Annotated in this window: 15 protein-coding genes and 1 pseudogene; 11 read left to right on the top strand and 5 right to left on the bottom strand. The window is 44.4% G+C overall.

The window, feature by feature from the left end:
- Positions 1–380 precede the first annotated feature (380 nt).
- On the bottom strand, positions 381–995 hold the full coding sequence (locus tag NQ505_RS04610; protein WP_004296883.1) for a polysaccharide deacetylase family protein: 615 nt from the start codon (positions 993–995) through the stop codon (positions 381–383).
- 108 nt (positions 996–1,103) lie between these two features.
- Positions 1,104–4,517, bottom strand: a complete 3,414-nt coding sequence (locus tag NQ505_RS04605) for a DUF2723 domain-containing protein (RefSeq protein WP_009001385.1) — start codon at positions 4,515–4,517, stop codon at positions 1,104–1,106.
- A gap of 251 nt (positions 4,518–4,768) precedes the next feature.
- Here NQ505_RS04605 and NQ505_RS04600 point away from each other — a divergent pair, with 251 nt between their 5' ends.
- The 11 genes and pseudogenes from NQ505_RS04600 (at position 4,769) to NQ505_RS04550 (ending at position 17,992) form a co-directional block, all read left to right on the top strand.
- Entirely contained in the window at positions 4,769–5,314 is a 546-nt protein-coding gene (locus NQ505_RS04600; protein ID WP_009001386.1) for an RNA polymerase sigma-70 factor, read from the top strand.
- Positions 5,315–5,367: 53 nt separating this feature from the next.
- Positions 5,368–6,381 carry a FecR family protein gene (locus tag NQ505_RS04595; protein WP_004324197.1) on the top strand — a complete coding sequence of 338 codons (1,014 nt, stop codon included), beginning with the start codon at positions 5,368–5,370 and terminating at the stop codon, positions 6,379–6,381.
- Between the two features lie 222 nt (positions 6,382–6,603).
- Complete coding sequence (locus tag NQ505_RS04590) at positions 6,604–9,948, top strand: TonB-dependent receptor (RefSeq protein WP_009001387.1); 3,345 nt, start codon at positions 6,604–6,606, stop codon at positions 9,946–9,948.
- A gap of 18 nt (positions 9,949–9,966) precedes the next feature.
- On the top strand, positions 9,967–11,568 hold the full coding sequence (locus tag NQ505_RS04585) for a RagB/SusD family nutrient uptake outer membrane protein (RefSeq protein WP_009001388.1): 1,602 nt from the start codon (positions 9,967–9,969) through the stop codon (positions 11,566–11,568).
- Positions 11,569–11,632: 64 nt separating this feature from the next.
- The gene (locus NQ505_RS04580; protein WP_004302928.1) at positions 11,633–12,586 is read left to right on the top strand and encodes a glycoside hydrolase family 18; all 954 of its coding nucleotides are present in this window, start codon (positions 11,633–11,635) and stop codon (positions 12,584–12,586) included.
- Between the two features lie 53 nt (positions 12,587–12,639).
- Positions 12,640–14,283 carry a BT_3987 domain-containing protein gene (locus NQ505_RS04575; RefSeq protein ID WP_009001389.1) on the top strand — a complete coding sequence of 548 codons (1,644 nt, stop codon included), beginning with the start codon at positions 12,640–12,642 and terminating at the stop codon, positions 14,281–14,283.
- A gap of 205 nt (positions 14,284–14,488) precedes the next feature.
- A pseudogene (locus NQ505_RS04570) lies at positions 14,489–14,787 on the top strand (ORF6N domain-containing protein); the annotation flags it as partial.
- Between the two features lie 125 nt (positions 14,788–14,912).
- Positions 14,913–16,178: a DUF1735 and LamG domain-containing protein gene (locus NQ505_RS04565; RefSeq protein WP_009001390.1), complete on the top strand. Its 1,266-nt coding sequence runs from the start codon at positions 14,913–14,915 to the stop codon at positions 16,176–16,178.
- A gap of 493 nt (positions 16,179–16,671) precedes the next feature.
- Positions 16,672–16,989 (top strand): helix-turn-helix domain-containing protein, encoded by a 318-nt coding sequence (locus NQ505_RS04560; protein ID WP_032848631.1) that lies wholly within the window; start codon positions 16,672–16,674, stop codon positions 16,987–16,989.
- 35 nt (positions 16,990–17,024) lie between these two features.
- Positions 17,025–17,357: a hypothetical protein gene (locus tag NQ505_RS04555; RefSeq protein WP_004296693.1), complete on the top strand. Its 333-nt coding sequence runs from the start codon at positions 17,025–17,027 to the stop codon at positions 17,355–17,357.
- The gene (locus NQ505_RS04550) at positions 17,354–17,992 is read left to right on the top strand and encodes a nucleotidyl transferase AbiEii/AbiGii toxin family protein (RefSeq protein WP_004296694.1); all 639 of its coding nucleotides are present in this window, start codon (positions 17,354–17,356) and stop codon (positions 17,990–17,992) included. Before NQ505_RS04555 ends, NQ505_RS04550 begins: the two co-directional genes overlap by 4 nt.
- Before the next feature lie 73 nt (positions 17,993–18,065).
- Here NQ505_RS04550 and NQ505_RS04545 read toward each other — a convergent pair whose 3' ends face one another.
- Genes NQ505_RS04545 through mnmD form a run of 3 tightly spaced genes read right to left on the bottom strand, consistent with a single transcriptional unit; the run spans position 18,066 to position 20,597 of the window.
- Positions 18,066–18,839 (bottom strand): metal ABC transporter ATP-binding protein, encoded by a 774-nt coding sequence (locus NQ505_RS04545; protein ID WP_004324203.1) that lies wholly within the window; start codon positions 18,837–18,839, stop codon positions 18,066–18,068.
- Positions 18,840–18,876: 37 nt separating this feature from the next.
- A complete protein-coding gene (locus tag NQ505_RS04540) occupies positions 18,877–19,806 on the bottom strand; it encodes a metal ABC transporter solute-binding protein, Zn/Mn family (protein WP_009001391.1) in 930 nt (309 codons plus the stop codon).
- 44 nt (positions 19,807–19,850) lie between these two features.
- Positions 19,851–20,597: a tRNA (5-methylaminomethyl-2-thiouridine)(34)-methyltransferase MnmD gene (gene mnmD, locus NQ505_RS04535; RefSeq protein WP_032854164.1), complete on the bottom strand. Its 747-nt coding sequence runs from the start codon at positions 20,595–20,597 to the stop codon at positions 19,851–19,853.
- Positions 20,598–20,618 lie beyond the last annotated feature (21 nt).

Genomic DNA, 20,618 nt, shown 5'->3' with positions numbered 1-20,618 from the left:
AATGACAAACGCTTGTAAACGTCTTCTCAATATAAACGTCTCTCCCTCGCCACCCGGAGGCTTTCTGCGGAAGAGACCGTTGCAAATGTATAAAAAAATACGGTTGGAAATGGTAATGTGAATCAGAAACTTTTTGAATGCAGGTTGTTTTGCCCTCTTTTTGCCCTTTACCAGGCGAAATGCGGTTGCACTGGCATCTTGTAAGAAAGAGGAGGGATCTTTCAATTTTGGGCACGAAACGGGCTTTAAACTACAAAAGCCGGGGCATAATACCTCGGCTTATATTTTTTTTCTTATCAGGGAGCTTTTTTATTCATCAGAAACCTTTTCTTTCTTATCAGGAAGCTCTGCTCTTTTCGAAGTTTCTGTTTTTTCAAAGATTATAACACCTTGAATTCATAACCTTCCTCTTTCAGGAACTCGATGGCACGGGGAAGTGCGTATTGCAGGTTACCGTTATTCCATGACTTCAGCGAATCGTGGAAAGTGATGATAGAACCGTTTCGCGCATAGCGTTTCACGTTGTTCAGCACTTGTTCCGGGCGCATCCGCTTACTGTAATCGCGGGTCACGAGATCCCACATAATGATGCGGTAATGATAGCGCAACGTATAATACTGCCTGAATCCCATGTGTCCGTGTGGTGGACGGAAGAGATCGGAATGAATAATATCATCTACCTTTCTGGCATTTGCCAGGTAATCCGGATTGGAATATTCAAATCCACGGATGTGGTTGAAAGTATGGTTACCGATGCGGTGTCCGTGCTCTACCACCATCCGGTATTCATCCGGGTGTTTGCGTATATTGTCGCCTACCATGAAAAAGGTAGCTTTAATATGATGCTTTTCCAGTATTTCCAGTACCCAGGGAGTTACTTCGGGGATGGGGCCGTCGTCGAAAGTCAGATAGACTGCCCGCTCATTCGGGTCCATCCGGAAGATAGCTTGTGGATACAACGCCCGGAAAAGCCAAGGTGGTTGTTCTATAAACATGAGAGTCTGTGTTTTGAAGTATTAGGAAATAAGTATTAAGTATTATACCTTACGGAAAACATGCCGGAAGCTACGTTAATACTTAATACTTATTACTTCATACCTAAATTATTTCCCTTTCATTCTCGTCACGTACTCGTTGTATAGCTGATCGAGTTGCGTAGAGTAATGTTTTGCGAGTTCTTCTGATTTGTATTTTTCCATTAGGCGGACTTCGGCGTCAAGCAAACTGGCGTTGTACACGAAGTTTTCGCTGGCAATGGCAAGCTGGTTATCGTTCAGGCTAAGATACCAGATCATGTATTCGAGCGACTTGTTGGCAAGCTCGTCGATAATCTTGTTGGCTTTCTCGTTCTGTCCCAGTTGATAATAAGACTCTGCCATTTGGAAGGCGCCATTTGCCCAGTCATACGGTACGTTGATTGTCGGAATCATCTTTTCGGCGTAATCGAGTGCAGCGAGTGCCTTGTCCTTCTTACCTTCTTTGATAAGCTGTCCTACGAGCTGCGTGAAGATACGGCGGTGCGTGTAGCACATACGCATCACGTTCTCGTCGATGTAGATACCCGGCTTGTCGATACCGCCGAACTTGAACTTGTTCATCAGGTTGTCGTACATCTTTTCACTGTCGATCTTGCTGTCCAGTTTGTCCGTATCGAACGGAGTGAAGCGGTAGGCGAGACCCTCCTGTGTGAAGTGGTTGCCCATGCCCAGATGGTTTTCGCTTCCTACGGTGATTGCCATATAGATAGGACGTTCCCAGTTAGCGTTGGCAAGCATTTCGAGCATCATCAGCTCACTCTTGTAGAGGGCGCGTTTCGGGTTGCCGTTGGCGTCTCTAAGGGTGATTGTCATGTATTCGGGGATAGAGTCGCCCAGAGCTTCCGGTATTTTCATGCCGGAGCGGCGTACGGCTTCCTTATCTATCTTCATGACGATGCTGTCCGTAGGGATGAGCGGAAGTTGTATCTCTTTTCCTGTCTTCTTGAGAAGTTCTTTCAATTGGTCGTTCTTGCCAAGCATCCAGCGGTTGATGATTTCCTTCAGTTCATAAGGATTCTCACCGAAGATGGAGTGAACGAGCGACAATATGGTAGTGTCTCCCTGTGCAGCCAGTTCGTTTGCCTGTTTGAAATAGCTGTCGATGAAGGCCTTCATTTCCGTACGGATAGAGATATATTCGTTTTGTCCTTCCACGTATTCCACACGGTCCCAAGTGATAGGGAGTGACGGAGAATCGTAGGCCGGACGTTTCATCTGGTCTATATACCAGTCTGTTTGCAGGTAACTTAAGTTACAGGTGCGGGCATCCGTACGGAAACCTTCCGTTTCCTGATTGTACCACAATGGGAAGGTATCGTTATCACCATTGGTGTAGATAATCGGGTTGCCTTCTTCCTGCAAAGTCATCAGGTAGTTCTGTCCGAAGTCGCGGGCAACGAAGCGTCCGCTGCGGTCGTGGTCATCCCATGTCTGTCCCGCCATCTGGATGGGGACGAACAAACAGAGCACTGAAGCCAGAACGGCTGCCGGAAGTTCCTGCATCTTGGCATAATCTCGCAGCATACGGATGATACCTGCTACTCCCATACCTACCCAGATGGCAAAGGCGTAGAACGAACCGGCATACGCGTAATCTCGTTCACGGGGTTGTGCAGGGGTTTGGTTGAGGTAGAGCACGATGGCGATACCTGTCATGAAGAACAGGAAGAAGACCACCCAGAATTGCTGGATACCCCGCTGGCTATGATAAGCTTGCCAGAAGAGTCCGATTAAGCCGAGAATCAGCGGCAGACAGTAGAATACGTTGTGTCCTTTATTGTTTTTGAGATCCTGCGGAAGCAGTTTCTGATTACCTACCAGTAAGTTGTCGATAAACGGAATACCGGTGATCCAGTTGCCGTGTTCAATTTCTCCGCTACCCTGTATGTCGTTCTGCCGTCCGGCAAAGTTCCACATGAAATAACGCCAGTACATGAAGTTCAACTGGTAGGAGAAGAAGAACTTGATATTTTCCCATTGGTTAGGCATGTTCACCATTACCATTTCTCCGCATTGGTCGTAAGGAACGTCGTGTCCTTTGATGTCTACCCATTGCTTGTAGAGTGGTGCGTGTGACGAGCTGTACATACGCGGGAAAAACATATTCTGTGCATATTCGTATTCCACACGTCCGGGAAGTTCGATATAAGAGTCTTTTTCGTCGGGAGAAGTCTTTTCCTTACGGACAAACTTGCTTCCTGCTTCCGACTGGCGCGGAATACAATAGCCGTCTTTTACGTCGAGTGCCACTTTCGAAGAGAAAGCAGGACCGTAGAAGAGCGGACGGGTTCCGTATTGTTCACGGCCGAGGTATTCGCCTAGGGTGAATATATCCTCCGGTGAGTTTTGATCCATCGGAGTGTTGGCAGTAGAACGGATAACGATCAGTGCGTAAGAAGAATACCCGATTACGATCATCATGGTGCACAGCAGGGCTGTGTTCATGGTGCGGGCGGAAATGCGCCATTTCTCCTTAATCTTGGTCTGAATGTTCGGAGCAAGATAAAGACCCAGTGCAGCGATGACCAAGATTCCAATAACAATACTGCTGGCTCCGTGTCCATAGAACGGGATACCCAGTAGGGCAATCGTCAGGATAAAGGAGATAGCCATGCGTGTTTTGTTCTTTTCGGTATAGCTTTCGTATACACCCCAGATCAGAGCGGCTGCAAGTAGAATAATATAAACCACTACACCTGAATTGAACGACATTCCGAGTCCGTTGACAAACAACAACTCGAACCAGCCGCCTACTTTCACAATACCCGGTACGATGCCGTAAAGCACGGCTGCAACGAGTACCATTGAGCCGAATAACGCAATTAACGAACCTTTGGCGGTAGCGTTTGGAGTTTTCTTGTAATAGTATACCAGTACGATGGCGGGCAGACAAAGCAAGTTCAGCAAGTGAACACCGATACTCAATCCCGTCAGATAGGCGATGAGGATAATCCAGCGGTCGCTATGAGGCTGGTCGGCCACGTCTTCCCATTTCAGAATCAGCCAGAAAACAACAGCGGTAAACAGGGAGGAGAAGGCATATACTTCACCTTCCACGGCCGAGAACCAGAATGTGTCACTGAATGTATAAACCAGTGCACCGATCAGTCCGCTACCCATCACTGTGATAAGCTGTCCTTTGGTGATATTGTTTTCGTCAGTGATAATCAGTTTGCGTACCAGATGGGTGATGCTCCAGAAAAGGAACAAAATACAGGCGCCACTCATGAGGGCACTCATGTAATTCACCATTTTAGCAACAGTTGTTACGTCGGAAGCAAATTGAGAAAACAGATTCGCCACTAGCATGAAGAAAGGTGCGCCGGGCGGGTGTCCGACTTCCAGTTTATAGCCGGTGGTTATGAACTCCGGGCAATCCCAGAAACTTGCGGTCAGTTCTATTGTCAGGCAGTAGACGGTTGCCGCAATGATGAATGTAAGCCAACCCATAAGGTTGTTTACGGTTCTGTACTGTTTCATTAGCACTATCGTAGTTTATTCGTTAAAAACAAATTATGAGGTCGCAAAGATAGTGATTTGTAAGGATAATGAGGAAGAAAGTAAGAAATATTAAGTAACAAAGGGGTGATTTACTATCTCTTTCACTCTTCCGGAAGGCGGGAACTTGTGTGTTGGCAAGTAAGGAATTTGTTTTTTCTTCTGTCAGACTGACCTAAAGTCTTGATTTATTTTTCTACTTTTGCTTACTGACAACAAATGCTTGTGAAGTAATGGACAAAGACATAACACTGGAACAAGAATTCGATCTGGTCTTCAAGGCACATTATTCGCTGGTGAAGAATTTCGCATTGATGCTCCTTAAATCGGGGCAGGACGCGGATGATATAGCACAGGACGTTTTCACGCGACTATGGGCCAAACCGCAGATTTGGCAGGATAACCCCGGGATAGATAAATATATCTATGCTATGACCAAACATGCTATTTTTGATTTTCTTAAGCATAAGCGCATAGAACGGTCTTACCAACAGGCACAGATGGAAGAAAGTCTTTTCAAGGATTTGTCTCCGTCGGGTGATACACTGGACGCTATCTATTATAAAGAAATACAATTAGCTCTGCAAATGGCTGTCGAACAATTCCCCGAGCGGCGCCGGCTGATCTTTGAGATGAGCCGTATTCAGGGAATGAGTAATCTGGAAATAGCGGAAAAGCTTGATATTTCAGTGCGTACCGTAGAGCGTCAAATCTATCTCTCTCTGGTTGAATTAAAAAAAATCGTATATATTTTATTTTTCTTCATTTCATTTGAGTAGTATTCGCATTTGTGTCGTGCTATATATGTATTCACCACTAATAGCACAACTATATGAAGAATTATTTTCGGCAGATACTGACCTCGTTCACTAAGAATCATTATTCGGAAACGATCCGGCAGAATTTCTACGGATGGCTGACGGATAAGGAACATGCCGTAGAAAAAGACAAAGCTCTAAAAGAAATCTGGACGACAGCCCGCGCTATGGGCGAAGTGCCCCATGTGGAGAAGGAACTCGAACGGTGGAAACGGAACAACGGTCTTCACACGGCTTCTTCAGTCCCTGTAACCCCTAATCGCAAAATTCGTATATTGCGTTTCTGGCAATCCGTTGCGGCTGTATTGCTGTTGGCAGCCGTTTCTCTTGGTTATTTGGTAATGCAGGCGGAGAGAACGCAGAATGACCTTATACAGGAATTCATTCCGGTGGCGGGGATGCGGCATCTTTCTCTTCCGGATGGTAGCCAGGTTCAGTTAAATTCAAAAAGTACTTTGTTATATCCGAAACAGTTTACTGGGAAAGAGCGGTGTGTTTACTTGGTTGGTGAAGCCAATTTTAAAGTGAAGCCTGACAAGAAGCATCCTTTCATTGTAAAGTCGGATGATTTTCAGGTAACTGCTTTGGGAACGGAATTCAATGTCAGTGCCTATCCGGAGAATCAGGAAATCAGTACAGCATTGCTGTCGGGCAGTGTATTGGTAGAGTGGGGAAATCTGACCCAGCGGACCGTATTGCAGCCTGACGAACAGTTGACGTATGACAAAGAGAACCGTCAGTTTCGGGTAGTGCATCCCGATATGGCAGATGTCACCGCTTGGCAGCGGGGCGAACTGGTTTTCAATGAAATGACCGTAGAAGATATTATACGTGTACTGGAACGAAAATACAATTATACGTTTGTCTACAGCTTGAACCAGCTGAAGAAAGATCGTTTGAGTTTCCGGTTCAAGGATAAGGCACCTTTAGCAGAAGTCATGGATATCATTGTCGATGTGGCGGGCAATTTGAAATTCAAGATAGAAGGAGATAAGTGCTATATTACACGGAAAGGGAATAAGAAGTAAAGACCGGCGTGAAACCGGAATTGAAAATAGCCGAAGTGAATCATTCAATAAATCAATAACTTAAAAAACACAATTACTGCCCATGAGAAAAAAGTATCCGGAACAGAGCGCCACTCCATCCCGGATATGAAATAATCAACTTTTCTGCATCAGAGTGTTATACTCTGTTGATCTGATCTACGTGAATAACAACCTAGTTAACAAACTAATACTTAAAAGTTAATGCTACAAAATTACACATTTATAGCGGATAAGCGAGGCGTAAGAAGAAGTTTTCTACTCTTTTTCAGCTTATTTTTGCTACAAGTAACAGCTTTTGCTCAAAATGACGTGCGGATTACCATCCGTGAGAACAATATTACCGTCATTGAAGCATTGAAAAAAGTGGAAAAGCAGTCGGGATTATCCATTGGGTACAATAACTCGTTGCTGCGTGACAAACCTGCCCTCAATCTCAATCTGGATAAAGCCGGATTGGATTATTCTCTCTCTACCATCCTGAAAGGTACAGGCTGCACCTACGAATTGAAAGGTAAATACATCAAGATTATTCCTCAACCGGCACAGGAAAAGCCATCTTCCGATAAACAAATCAAAGGAAAAGTGACAGACGAAACGGGTGAGCCGCTTATCGGTGTCAATATTCAGGTGCAGGGTTCTGCCAGTGGAGTTATATCAGACATTGAAGGACGTTATTCTATCGAAGCTCCGGTGGGTAGCACGCTCAATTTTACCTATATAGGCTATACTCCTCAAAATGTGAAAGTCACAGACAGGAGCGTGTATAATGTGACGCTTGCCACTGCCGTGGAGCAACTCAACGAAGTAGTCGTGACTGCCCTTGGTATCAAGCGTGAACAGAAAGCGTTGAGCTACAACGTGCAACAGGTGAAAGCGGACGAAATCTCCGGCATTAAAGATGCTAATTTCATTAACAGCCTGAATGGTAAGGTGGCAGGTGTTACTATCAACAGTAGTTCTTCCGGTGTGGGTGGAGCCAGCAAGGTAGTGATGCGTGGTGCGAAATCTATCGAACAAAGCAGTAATGCGCTTTACGTCATCGACGGTATACCAATGTATAACTTCGGTGGCGGTGGTGGAATGGAATTCGATTCACGGGGCGTTACGGAGAGCATTGCCGACATTAATCCGGACGACATCGAAAGTATCTCCGTATTGACGGGTGCCGCAGCCGCTGCACTTTATGGTAGTAATGCTGCCAATGGTGCGATTGTTATTACTACCAAGCACGGACAAGTAGGCAAGTTGCAAGTGACGGTGAACAGCAATACCGAATTTGCCCGTCCTTTCGTGCTTCCTGAATTCCAAAACCGCTACGGGACGGGAAGCCGTGGGAAAGACGGAGGTTCTACCATCCTAAGCTGGGGAGCGAAGTTGAATGACGCCTCCCGCACCAATTATGAACCGAAAGATTTCTTTGATACAGGACTGATCTTCACCAATTCTGTCACCCTTTCTACCGGTACGGAGAAGAACCAGACCTTCTTTTCGGTGGCGTCGGTCAACTCCGAGGGCATTGTTCCCAACAATCGTTATAACCGTTTTAATTTTACTTTCCGTAATACGACGAATTTCCTGAACGATCGGATGAAACTTGACATAGGAGCCAGCTACATCATTCAGAACGACCGCAACATGACGAATCAGGGGATTTATTCCAATCCCATTGTGCCCGTTTATCTGTTCCCGCGTGGCGATGACTTCGGACTTGTCAAGGTGTTCGAACGTTGGGATCCGGCACGCAAAATCAATACGATGTTCTGGCCGCAAGGAGAAGGTGACTACCGTATGCAGAATCCTTATTGGATTGCTTACCGTAATCTGCGTCTGAATCAGAAGAAGCGTTATATGCTGTCTGCTCAATTGAGTTATGACATTACTGACTGGTTGAATATATCAGGACGTGTACGTGTGGACAACACGCACACCAAGTATGAACAGAAGCTCTATGCCAGCTCCAATCTTACAATTACGGAAGAGAGTACGCAGGGACACTATACCATCTCCAAGCCCGACGAAACACAAACGTATGCCGACGTGCTTGCCAACATCAACAAGCGTTTTAATGACTTCTCACTGGTGGCAAACGTGGGTGCCAGCATTGTGAACAACAGATACGAAGATTTGAGTTATCGTGGCCCGATTCGTGAAAAGGGAATACCGAACGTGTTTAATGTGTTCGACCTCGACAACACAAAGAAGAAAGCCCGTCAGGACGAATGGCAGGAACAGACGCAATCAATCTTCGCCAGTGTGGAAGTGGGATGGAAGAGTATGCTCTATCTTACACTGACCGGGCGAAACGACTGGGCTTCGCAACTTGCCAATTCTTCTACACCTTGTTTCTTCTACCCGTCCGTAGGACTTTCGGGGGTTATCTCCGAAATGCTGACTTTGCCGGAATTTATCGACTATATGAAGGTTCGTGGCTCTTTCAGTTCCGTTGGTATGCCTTATCCCCGTAATCTGACATCGCCCACTTACGAATACGATGAGGCTAACCAGCAATGGAAGCCCAAGACACACTATCCTATCAAGGACTTGAAGCCCGAGCGTACCAACTCGTGGGAATTGGGACTGGATATGCGTCTTTTCAAGGATTTCAGCCTCGGCTTTTCATGGTACTTGGCAAATACTTTCAACCAAACCTTCGACCCGAAAGTTTCCGTATCTTCCGGTTATAGCAAGATTTATTTGCAGACAGGATATGTGCGTAATTCCGGTGTGGAACTCTCATTGGGTTATGGACATACCTGGAACAACCATTTGCACTGGGAAAGTAATTTCACTCTCTCTCACAACAAGAATACGATAAAAGACTTGGTGACCAGCTATATTCATCCCGAAACGGGATTGCCTATCACACAGAATCGCTTGGATGTAGGCGGACTGGGTAAAGCACGATTCATCCTGAAGAAAGGGGGTACGTTGGGTGATCTTTACACACAGAGTGACTTGAAACGGGACAATAGTGGCATGGTGGAGATTGATCCTTCCGGTGCGCTGACTACGGAAGATAACCTGCCGGACATTAAGCTGGGTAGTGTATTCCCGAAAGCTAATCTGGCATGGAATAACCGCTTCGAATGGCGTGGTATCAGTCTAAGCGCACTCTTTACAGCACGTATCGGAGGGATTGCTTATTCTGCCACACAGGCGGCAATGGATCAGTATGGAGTGTCCGAACGTTCGGCTCAAGCCCGTGACAACGGTGGTGTGTTGCTCAACGGACGTACTCTTGTGGATGCGCAAACGTATTACAGCCTCATCGGAAACAGTAGCGGATTGCCGCAGTATTACACTTACAGCGCTACGAACGTGCGTCTGCAAGAAGCCAGTGTGGGTTATACCATTCCCCGCAAATGGCTGGGAGGTGTGTGTGACATCAATGTCTCTGTGGTAGGTCGTAACCTTTGGATGATTTACTGTCGTGCACCTTTCGACCCTGAAGCGGTGGCGAATACCGGTAATTATTATCAAGGCATTGATAACTTCATGTTGCCGAGTACCCGTAATATCGGCGTGAATGTGAAAATAAACTTTTAACCCGTTAAATCAGATCGTATGAAACAAGTGAAATCTTTCTTAAAGATATTCTCCCTGGGACTTCTGCTGGTGGGCGGAGCAGCCTGTACGGGCAACTTCGATGAAATCAACCGCAAGGAGTACGAAGTGACCAAGGATGAGCAGGGACGCGAAAACTACAATATAGGCTCTACCCTGCGAGGTTTGCAAGGGTTGGTGGTACCTACTAAAGAGCATCTTTATCAGTTTATCGAGGCTTTGGCGGCAGGTCCGTTTGCCGGGTATTATGGGACTACGCTCGTGCGTACCGATAAATTTGAAACTTATAACCCGTCTGTTGACTGGCAGGATAAGACGTATGGTGATATTTTTACCGAATCTTATCCGCTTTACCGCGATTTGCAGGATCAGAGTGATGATCCTGTGGCACTGGCTCTTGCCAAATTGCTGCGGGTAGCTATTATGCACCGTATGACGGATATGTATGGTCCCATTCCTTATAGCAAGGTGATAGACGAGCAGGGTAGTGTTTCGCTTAATGTGCCCTATGATTCGCAGGAAGCTGTTTACAAACAAATGCTGAAGGAACTTGATGAAGTGAGTTCCGTGTTGAAGGAAAATCTTACGATAGGTTCTGAAGCATTCCGTAAGTTTGACGATGTTTATTACGGTGACGTCAGCAAGTGGTATAAATTTGCCAATTCCCTGAAGTTGCGTATGGCTATCCGCATGGTGTATGTTGATCCTACTACGGCACAACAAGTGGCACAGGATGCCGTAGCAGCAGGGGTTATCACGGACAATGCCGATAATGCCGAAATGAAGGTGGAGGAAAACCGTGCCGCTATGGTTTTCAACGGCTGGTCCGACCATCGGATAGGTGCCGACTTGCTTTGTTACATGAACGGTTATCAGGATCCTCGGCGGGAGAAGATGTTTACTCAAGTGGAAATCACGGAAACAGTTGGTGGTAAGCCGACGAAAGTGTCCGGCTTTGCCGGTATTCGTATCGGTATTGATGTGGTGAACAAGGAAAGCGTGATAGACCGTTATAGCAAACCGATTATATCTACTGCCAGTCCTTATCCGTGGATGAATGCGGCAGAAATCACTTTCCTGCGCGCCGAAGGCGCATTGCGCGGCTGGGCGATGGGAGGCGATGCCAAGAGCCTATATGAAGAAGCAATTGCTCTTTCTTTTGAACAGTACGGACTTCCTGCCACGGATGCTCTTTCTTATGCTGCCAATGCTTCCAACACACCGCAGGCTTACACTGACCCTGTGGATGGAACTTATTCAGCCGGAGCCGTTAGCAACCTTACTGTTGCCTGGCAAGAGGGTGATGAATATGCCGAGAAGAATCTGGAGCGTATCATTACCCAGAAATGGATTGCTATGTTTCCTTCTACGGTAGAGGCATGGAGCGAATATCGTCGCACGGATTATCCTCATTTATTGCCTGTGGTAGTGAACAATAGCGGTGGTACTATTGACGATACGAAAGCTAAAATACGTCGCCTGTGGTATCCGCCCAGCGAATATTCCGGTAACCGGCAGTATATTCTGGAGGCCGTCGGTATGTTGGGTGGCCCTGATAATGGCGCTACTTCTCTTTGGTGGGACAAGAAACCGAGACCGTAGGGACATGAAACTGGAAATGTGAGAACTAGAAAACAAGAAGATATAGAAACTAAAACAAGAAGATATGAATATGAGAATTTCCATTGCTAACATCTTCACTCATCTGTTCCTGTTGCTGGCATTGCTTGCTACCGCTTCGTGCAGCGACTGGACGGATCAGAAAACTGTTGATATTGATCCGCAGCATGCCAAAGAACAGAATCCTGAACTTTGGGCTCGTTACATGGAGACGCTGCGTACGTATAGGCAAAGCAAACACTTTGTCACTTACGGTAGTTTCGACAATAGTGCCGAAAAGTCGAAGAATGAAGGTGATTACCTCCGTTCATTGCCCGACTCATTGGACATCGTAACTCCGACGCATCCCGAAAGCCTGACCTCTTATGACTGTGAGGATATTCTCCTGTTACAGGAAAAGAGTATCAAGGTGCTCTATTTGGTGGATTATACCGCTCAAATGCCCGCCTTGACCGATGCTGCCAAACTAGGTGCCTGGTTGGATAAGGCCGTTGCTGCCGCTTCCCAGTTGGGTATGAATGGGTTTGCCATTAAAGGTACTCCTCTTTATGGAGGAACGGAAGCTGAACAGGCTGCCCGTCGTGAAGCGGCCAAATTAATCGTTTCCAAGCTTTCTACCGCTGTAGGCGATGGCAAACTGCTGGTATTTGAAGGTGATCCTGCCTTTATGGATGCCGCAGATCTGAATAAGCTGGATTATGTCGTCTTGAACACTGCTACGATTACCTCTGCCGTAGATTTGAAACTCTATGTGGCAGGCGTGATAGAAAACTTCTCAATCCCTAAAGAGAAACTATTGCTCTCCGCCAAGATTAATGAAAAGTTAGTGGATGAAGAAGGTGAAAAACTGGACGCTGTTACCGAGATGACAAACCGTGTCGTTTCTTTGGGTCCTGTAGGCGGACTTGCTATCTATGCTTTGGGCGATGATTACTATCATACGAAGATGAATTATGAGACTAGTCGGCTAGCTATCCAAATAATGAACCCGTCCAAATAAGGGGCATAACTAAGAGATTATTTATTGTGAAACCTGTAAAACACTATAATGATATGAAAAATAACCCATTTAAATACTTCGTCTTTCTGATGCTGTCACTGCTGATGGTAGCAACGACGGGGTGTACTGAAGATGATATTTCCATGCCTGCCGGGCAGTTGCCGGACGAAACGCCGATGAATAGCGTCGGAGGGCAGTTATGCAGTGGAAAAACTTTTTCTAATAAGATTACTGTCAGTATGTACGAAGGTGATGGAGCTGTAACCGAAGAGATATGTTATGCACTGACAAAGCCTGCTATAACGGCTGTTACGGTAAAAGCCATTCCGTCTCCGGAGCTTGTGGCTCAATATAACAGTGATAACGAAACTGATATGAAGGAATTTCCTGTTGCTAACGTAACTTTGGGAAATGGCGGTTCGCTTACTGTGGCTGCTGGAAAGAAAGAATCCGGAACTATCAGCATAACTCTTTCTCCTGATGGATTGAAGCCTGAAACACTTTATTTGTTAGCGATTGCTTTGACACAAAATCCTGTAGGAGTAGATGCACAAGGGAATAAACAAGTAATTTATTACAGAGTGAATTTCAGGGAAAAAACTATTACATGTATACCTGGAACAACTGGACAAATACAAGATATTCCGCCATTATTACCTGAAATGATTACAGTATTTTATGTAAATACGGAAACGTATCAACCTTTGATTGCTAGTGCATGGGGGATTATGTTGGATGACATGATTACTCGTCCTTATCCGATATATAGTTTAGGAAATATTGTAAATTTGAAAAGAGCAACGATTGGTTATGATGGTGTAAGTCAACGCGCATTGTTTGAGTTGGGTAGTGATTTGGCTTACGTATTGGAGCATAGAGATAAATATATTCGTCATCTTCAAGAATATAAGCGTAAAGTATGTCTTTGTATTGAGAATGGTGGTAAAGGTATAGGCTTTTGTAATATGAATGATACACAGATAGCTGATTTTGTTCGTCAAGTAAAAGATGTGATAGAACGTTATCAACTAGATGGAGTGAACTTGTGGGATGAGGACGGTAAATATGGAAAAGCTGAAATGCCAGGAATGAATACAACTTCATATCCTCGGTTGATCAAAGCGTTGCGTGAGGCTCTGCCGGATAAACTATTGACTTTAGTAGATAAGGGGGATGCTACTGAATATTTTTATGATGTTTCTAGGTGTGGAGGAATTGAAGTAGGCGGGTATATTGATTATGCATGGCATGGTTATTTTTCGTCAACAGAAGAATTGCAAATAATCAATCCAAATCTGGATGGAAGTGTTCAAACTTATAGTAAATATACGCGTAGGTCTATTGCTGGGTTAACTGAAACTCGCTATGGATGTGTTAATGTACCTCGTTATTCTAGTAATGATCCAAATATTAGGAATCGTGCAGCAGATATTATATGTAAGTGGAAATCTGGAGGGAATAAAAAAAGTAATATCTTGATATATGGTGATGATCTTATTGGCAATGAATATGGTGACAGAGAAAATGCAGCTAGGATAATGTTGGGCGATTATTCTCTTCTTCAATTTATGGATGATGGTGATGGCTGGGATTTTAGTAGAGATGAGCTCATATGGGGAGACGTTGTATATTCTGGAGTGTCTTTAGATCCTGGAGTAGAACATGCTGCTGGTAATACTTACAGAAAAGACTGGTAAATCTTCTTTTGAATATTATCAATAAATACTTTTTCCATAAATAAAGGAAAAACTCGTTCTTTGGCATATTGAAGTTACCGTTGATAGTTGTCATTTGCAGTGGATTCTTTTCGTAAAAATGTAACTGCAATCTAAACTTATTGATTACTTTTGGCCCCGATATATACTATGAATAGTTCGAGGCTATTTATAACAAACATACAAGATGGATCAATTGCAGATAATTCAAAATAGAATATATGAGTTTAGAGGTCAGAAGGTGATGCTTGACCGTGATTTGGCAGAGATGTATGGAGTTCAGACAAAAGTGCTTAATCAGGCTGTCAAACGAAATATAGAACGTTTTCCTTCTGACGTTATGTTTCAGATTTCGAGTGAAGAAATCCAAGATTGGAGGTCACAATTTGTGACCTCCAATGCTATAAAAATGGAGTAAGACGTAATCCGTATGTATTCACAGAGTTGGGTGTAGCCATGCTTAGCAGTGTATTGTATAGTAAAAGCTTTAATGGTGTGTCAGACGGTAATTTCGATATGTAAATTTGCCGTCTTTTTTGTGTTCGGACGGCTATATAAATAGGGCACATAAGTGATTTATGTTTTTGATTAAACTTAATATACGAACTGGTATGAAAACAAAAAAAATACTTCGAGGTATGCTTACTGTCATTTCACCGGCTATCATAACTACGGTCCTGTTGTTATGTGCCACCGGCTGTGATAATAAAGACTATAGCAATGCCTCCCCTTTCGATAATGTCGTCTATTTGGATGCAGCCAAGCTAAAGGACGTGTCCAACTTTACTTTTAACCGTACCATAGAGACGGGACAAAAGGAAATTTCCGCTTTGTTGGCACGTCCTGCAGGCGAGGATATCAATGTCGGTATTAAAGTAGACGCCTCGCTGGTGAATACTTATAACGCCCGCCTTGGTGCTAACTATACCATGCTTGATGCCAAGCATTACAAACTGTCGGCAGGTCAGACTGTTATCCCGCAAGGTGAAGTCAGCTCCAAACCTGTCACTATTGACTTCTCCGGTCTTACTGACCTTGAAATTGATGCAGGCTATTTGCTCCCCATCACTATCGACCAGGTGTCGGGTGGTATGGGTACACTAGGCGGTTCAAAGACTATTTGTTATGTGGTACGTCGTTCCAGTGCCATCACTACGGCTGTCAGTTTGAAAAATAATTTCTTTGAAGTGCCGGGCTTTGATAAAGGAAGTTCCACGGCTGATGTGGTAAACAACATGAAGCAGCTTACCTACGAGGCTATTATACGTGTGAATAACTTTAAGAATGGTGTAACTGCAAGAGAAATATCTACGATTATGGGTATCGAGCAATATTGCCTGTTCCGCTTGGGTGATGCAGGTTTTCCGGCGCAACAGTTGCAATTCTCGTGCAATGAGATTAAATTTCCGAACGCTGATAACAGCAAGCTTTTGCAAGAAGGCGAATGGTATCATGTAGCGGTGACGTTTGATACAGAAAAGAAAGTGGCGGTTATCTACGTAGACGGTCGTGAACAGAGCCGTATTGAGGATTATGGTAAAGGAGAACCTATTAATCTGGGTATGCAGAACCGTGGTAAGGATTTCATGTTCAAAATCGGCCATTCCTATGGCGAATCTACCGATTTCTCCCGCCAACTTGATGGTGAAATCTGTGAAGTACGTGTTTGGAACGTGATGCGAACCCAGCAGGAGATTTTCGATAATATGTATAACGTAGATCCTGCTACTACCGGACTTTGTGCTTACTGGAAGTTTAACGAAGGGCATGGCGACATTGCCGAGGATTACACCGGACATGGAAATGATGCTCATGTACATATATCGCCTGCTGTATGGCCGCAAGGCATTGAGGTGACGCAGAAGAACAAAGAATAGTTTTGGAATAAGAGAATAAAATGATAAAATGCTCCGTCAAGCAGAAATGTGAATTGCATTTCTATGACTTGACGGGGCATTTCTTTTCGGGCCTTAATAAATAAGCCCTGATGTATTAGAGATAAACTTCCTTTATCCTGTTAGTGAACTTCTTTTGCCTTAATAGCAAACTTCCTTTTCATTAGTCATAAACTATAATTGCAAGTTTTGTTTTTATAAACGTAACTTGCGTTTATAGATTATCCTTAGTCAAGCATAACTTTGCTATTGGAGAAGCGGAAGTTTGCTATTAAGGCAGTGGAAGTTTGCTATTAATAGCTTGGCCGTTAGGTTTAACACTTGAGACATCAGCTGAAGTTAGAGATTGCTTGGTATTAGATAGGGAATGAACTAAAATACATGGGTTCTTGTTTCCAAAATAGGAACGTTTTTTGTATCTTTGCTATGTAAACACAAAGTCATGGAAGAGAAAGCAAGGTTTAATGTAAAATATATGGAGGAAATGAAACTTTATACTCATGAAGAAATGCTGGATAGAGTGATAGGTACAAAAGGTACTCCAGCACGCGAAAAATATGAGACTGATATTAATAACTTTCTTATAGGTGAGGCTATTAAACGGGCGAGAGAGGCCAAGAATCTTACCCAAGAACAATTAGGTGAGCTTATGGGGGTTAAAAGGGCACAAATCTCGAAAATAGAAAGTGGGAAAAGTATATCCTTTTCTACTATTGTAAGAGCATTCAAGGCAATGGGCGTGAAAACGGCAAGCTTGGAACTTGGTTCTTTGGGCAAAGTGGCTCTTTGGTAAATACTATTTTTGTCTTACCTAATAAACAGTAACCTATGTCTGTTGATGTTATAAAGCAGGAACTATTGTCGAAATTGAAGCAGGAACATTGCTTCTGGTCGTACAATGAAGATTCAATCAAAGATATTCCGGATGATATGCTGATTGAAAAAACGTTGTTGCATCTTGATTTAGAGGAAATTAATCAGCTTTTTTTGGTTTATCCTTTCAAGAAAATCAAGCAGGTATGGCTGGATTATCTCATTCCACAAGAGGAATATCTCTATACGTTGAACCGTTTTTTTGCATGGTACTATTTTAAAGCAAAGAAACCGGACGCTTATATAAAATCTATGGCTACTCGTCGCCTAAACAAAATACTTCTATGAAAGGATTAGCTCCACACACACTGCAGATTTTTGAAGCGGTTTCCCAATTGGATTGCATAAAACCTTATCTTCTGGTCGGTGGAACTGCCTTGTCTTTACAAATCGGAACTCGTCAGAGTGAGGATTTGGATTTTATGAAGTGGCGCACTTCCAAGATAGAGAAGATGGAGGTAGCTTGGTATCAGATAGAGAAAGAACTGGCTACGATTGGAGAGATTCAGCATAAAGATATTCTAGATATAGATCATGTGGAATATCTTGTGTCAGGAGTGAAATTTTCGTTTTATGCTTGCCCTAAATATTCTCCGGTAAGTGAGCCGGTAAGCTACCTGAATAATCTGAAACTGGCTGATGTGAAATCTATCGGAGCAATGAAGATGGAAGTGTTGTTGCGTAGAAGCAACTTTCGTGATTACTACGATATTTACTCCATTTTAAAATCCGGTGTGCCTGTCAATGATTTAATATCTTTGGCTTTAAGTTACTCCGGACACAGGCTGAAGTCTAAGAACCTTTTGGCAATGCTTACTAATAGCAACCGCTTTACGAGGGATTCCCATTTTGAGCAGCTTGAACCTGTTTATGATGTGACTGCACAAGAAATAGAGGGCTATATAAAGAATTGTTTGCTCTAATTTGTTTGCACGAATCTACCAATGAACTTTTTTGCACAAATAGATTCATGTAGGTCGTCTTTTGCAGATATCTTTAATGATGGTGATGATGCTCTCCTAAAACCCGGTGAGGCAATGTACCGTGTCCCAATAGCTCGATAGGGCAGTTGAAGTTCCTTTCCAGCCATTCGGTAGTAACGCCTGTATCCGGATGGTAATCCAGCGTTTCGTTGACGCAAGCGATAGATTTTACTTGTTGCAATACAGTGCCGATGTCGTGACTGACAAGGATAATGGCACATTCTTTATTGATTTCAGCCAATAACTCATAAAGGCGTGCTTCGAAACGCTTGTCGATATACGTGCTGGGTTCATCGAGAATCAATACCGCAGGGTCGGAGATGATGGCACGTCCCAACAGGGCACGTTGCAGCTGCCCGCCGCTTAATTGCCCGATAGAACGGTGTTCGAATCCTTCAAGCCCCATACGGGAAATAATCTGTTTACCTTTCTCTTTCTGTTCGGGGGTAAATCGTGAAGTGAGCGATTTTTGTATGCTTAATCCGGATAGGATCACTTCTTCCACGGAAATAGGGAACTTCCGGTCTATACTGTTGTATTGAGGCAGATAACCCAGGAAAGTAGAAGTGGTTTTAGTAGATGCTTTTTCAGGAGTATGGAATATAATTTCCCCTCCGGTTGGCTTCAACAGACCGAGGATGCACTTTATAAGCGTCGTTTTGCCGCCTCCGTTCGGACCTATAATACCTAGAAAATCCCGTTCGTAGATGCTTAGATTAACATCGTGGAGAACAGTGCGACCGTCATATCCGGCGGAAAGATTCTTTATTTCGATTATTGGTTTCATCGTTGGAAATGGCTTGATGGGTTCTTTCTTTATACGTTTATTTTGTTGCAGCCTGTGGCGCGAGGGCTTTGGCTACATTCAGCATTTCTTCTTCCCAGTCGTAACTTAGCGGATTGATAGGGATCACTTTCGTTCCGGTTTGCTGCGCGATGGTTTCCGCATTACGTTTGTCAAATTCCGGTTGAACAAAGATTACACGTACATCTTCTGCCTGACACAGGTCTATCAAGGCTTTCAGATGGGCGGGAGAAGGTTCTTTGCCCCCTTCTTCGATGGAAATCTGATGCAATCCGTAGTCGCGGGCGAAGTAGGAGAGAGCCGGATGATAAATCATGAAGGCTTTGGCTGCTTCGGGAACGGAGAGTTGACGGCGAATCAGGCTGTCGGTGTGCTGGATGCGCTGGCAGAGCGAATCGTAGCGGTTTCTATAGTATACCTCATTTGCCTTATCCAGTTGGCTAAGGGCTTTGTAGGTATTTCCTGCAATGATTAAAGCATTACCGGTGGAATTCCATACGTGAGGCTCTACGGCGTGGATATGCCCGTCGTGGCTGTTATGTCCGTGGGCATGGTCGTGGTCATCATTGTTGAGTATGAGGTCGATTCCTTTGGAGGTGTCGAACACTTGAATATGGGGGGTATTGTTCATTAAACGATCCATCCAGGTCTGTTCGAAGCCGATGTATCCGATGCGGAAATAGGCTTTGCTGTCTCCCAGAGAAACAAGTTGTTGGGGGACAGGATCATAGGTTTCCGGGCTGGAACCTTTGGGGACCATGCTGACTACTTTAAATTTATCTCCGGCAATAGCTTCCGTGAAATAACGTTGCGGTTCCAGGGTGACGGTAATCACCGGTTTTGCTTCGTCATCGTTGCTTGCTTGGGAAGAGCGTCCTGTGCAGGCTGCCATTAGGAGGCAGGCACTAAGGAGGAAAAGGGTTCTCATATCTTTTAGTTGTTTTTTCATGACTTCTTCTATTTCGGGGTTTCTTTCTTATCTTGTTTCTATTCTTATTTTCGGGCCCGTAATATTTCCCGTTTACCACCCGGAGGTCCGGGCAGGCGTTCTACTGTGAATCCGGCTGTCTGTAACATCCGGCGGACGACACCTTTGGCGCAGTAAGTGGTCAGGATACCGTCTCTATCTAATAAAACGTAGAGGCGGTTGAATAGTTCTTGCGACCACATTTCCGGCTGTTTTTCCGGTGCAAAGGCATCGAAGTAAATGAGGTTAAATGAAAGATTCAGGGCAGGTGATTCGGCGTTGGTTACGCTATCATTGATATTGCTCATTGTTCGTTCTCTGTTCTCAACCCATTTGTTTACGTCTGTCTCTACTTTCCGTAGGGTGAAGTGTGGAGTGAGTTGCACGTCTTTCTCCCAAGGTGATGTATGAAGTTGCTTAAACAATTCGATAGCCGGTTGCTGCCGGTCGCTCGTTGTTAATTGTTCATCATTGGAGATATATCCTAGTTGCTCTATCGTCTGCCATTCCAGCGGATAGAGTTCCAATCCTGTATAGTGTATATTCCATCTGCTTCTTTCTGCTTCTTCCAGGGTGAGCCAGGCGTTTAGCCCTGTCCCGAAGCCGATTTCAAGAATACGCGGAGTAGTGGCGGAAGAGGCTTTAAGTCCCATATCGATGAAAATATGTTGAGACTCCGTGCGTGCCCCTTTCGTTGAATGATAATGTTCATTCAATTCCGGAACAAACAGGGTAGCGCTCCCGTCGTCGGTTTTCTCAATAATCCTTTTCATCATACAATCTCTAATACTTAC

Source organism: Bacteroides sp. D2, from assembly GCF_025147085.1.
In the GTDB taxonomy this organism is placed as follows: domain Bacteria; phylum Bacteroidota; class Bacteroidia; order Bacteroidales; family Bacteroidaceae; genus Bacteroides.
Note: the sequence above shows the minus strand (reverse complement) of the source record. Positions and strands in the feature narration are given on the sequence as shown.

Coding starts and splice junctions, on each gene's coding strand:
- NQ505_RS04610 (WP_004296883.1), bottom strand. CDS start 995: ATGTTTATAGAACAACCACCTTGGCTTTTCCGGGCGTTGTATCCACAA.
- NQ505_RS04605 (WP_009001385.1), bottom strand. CDS start 4,517: ATGAAACAGTACAGAACCGTAAACAACCTTATGGGTTGGCTTACATTC.
- NQ505_RS04600 (WP_009001386.1), top strand. CDS start 4,769: ATGGACAAAGACATAACACTGGAACAAGAATTCGATCTGGTCTTCAAG.
- NQ505_RS04595 (WP_004324197.1), top strand. CDS start 5,368: ATGAAGAATTATTTTCGGCAGATACTGACCTCGTTCACTAAGAATCAT.
- NQ505_RS04590 (WP_009001387.1), top strand. CDS start 6,604: ATGCTACAAAATTACACATTTATAGCGGATAAGCGAGGCGTAAGAAGA.
- NQ505_RS04585 (WP_009001388.1), top strand. CDS start 9,967: ATGAAACAAGTGAAATCTTTCTTAAAGATATTCTCCCTGGGACTTCTG.
- NQ505_RS04580 (WP_004302928.1), top strand. CDS start 11,633: ATGAATATGAGAATTTCCATTGCTAACATCTTCACTCATCTGTTCCTG.
- NQ505_RS04575 (WP_009001389.1), top strand. CDS start 12,640: ATGAAAAATAACCCATTTAAATACTTCGTCTTTCTGATGCTGTCACTG.
- NQ505_RS04565 (WP_009001390.1), top strand. CDS start 14,913: ATGAAAACAAAAAAAATACTTCGAGGTATGCTTACTGTCATTTCACCG.
- NQ505_RS04560 (WP_032848631.1), top strand. CDS start 16,672: ATGGAGGAAATGAAACTTTATACTCATGAAGAAATGCTGGATAGAGTG.
- NQ505_RS04555 (WP_004296693.1), top strand. CDS start 17,025: ATGTCTGTTGATGTTATAAAGCAGGAACTATTGTCGAAATTGAAGCAG.
- NQ505_RS04550 (WP_004296694.1), top strand. CDS start 17,354: ATGAAAGGATTAGCTCCACACACACTGCAGATTTTTGAAGCGGTTTCC.
- NQ505_RS04545 (WP_004324203.1), bottom strand. CDS start 18,839: ATGAAACCAATAATCGAAATAAAGAATCTTTCCGCCGGATATGACGGT.
- NQ505_RS04540 (WP_009001391.1), bottom strand. CDS start 19,806: ATGAAAAAACAACTAAAAGATATGAGAACCCTTTTCCTCCTTAGTGCC.
- mnmD (WP_032854164.1), bottom strand. CDS start 20,597: ATGAAAAGGATTATTGAGAAAACCGACGACGGGAGCGCTACCCTGTTT.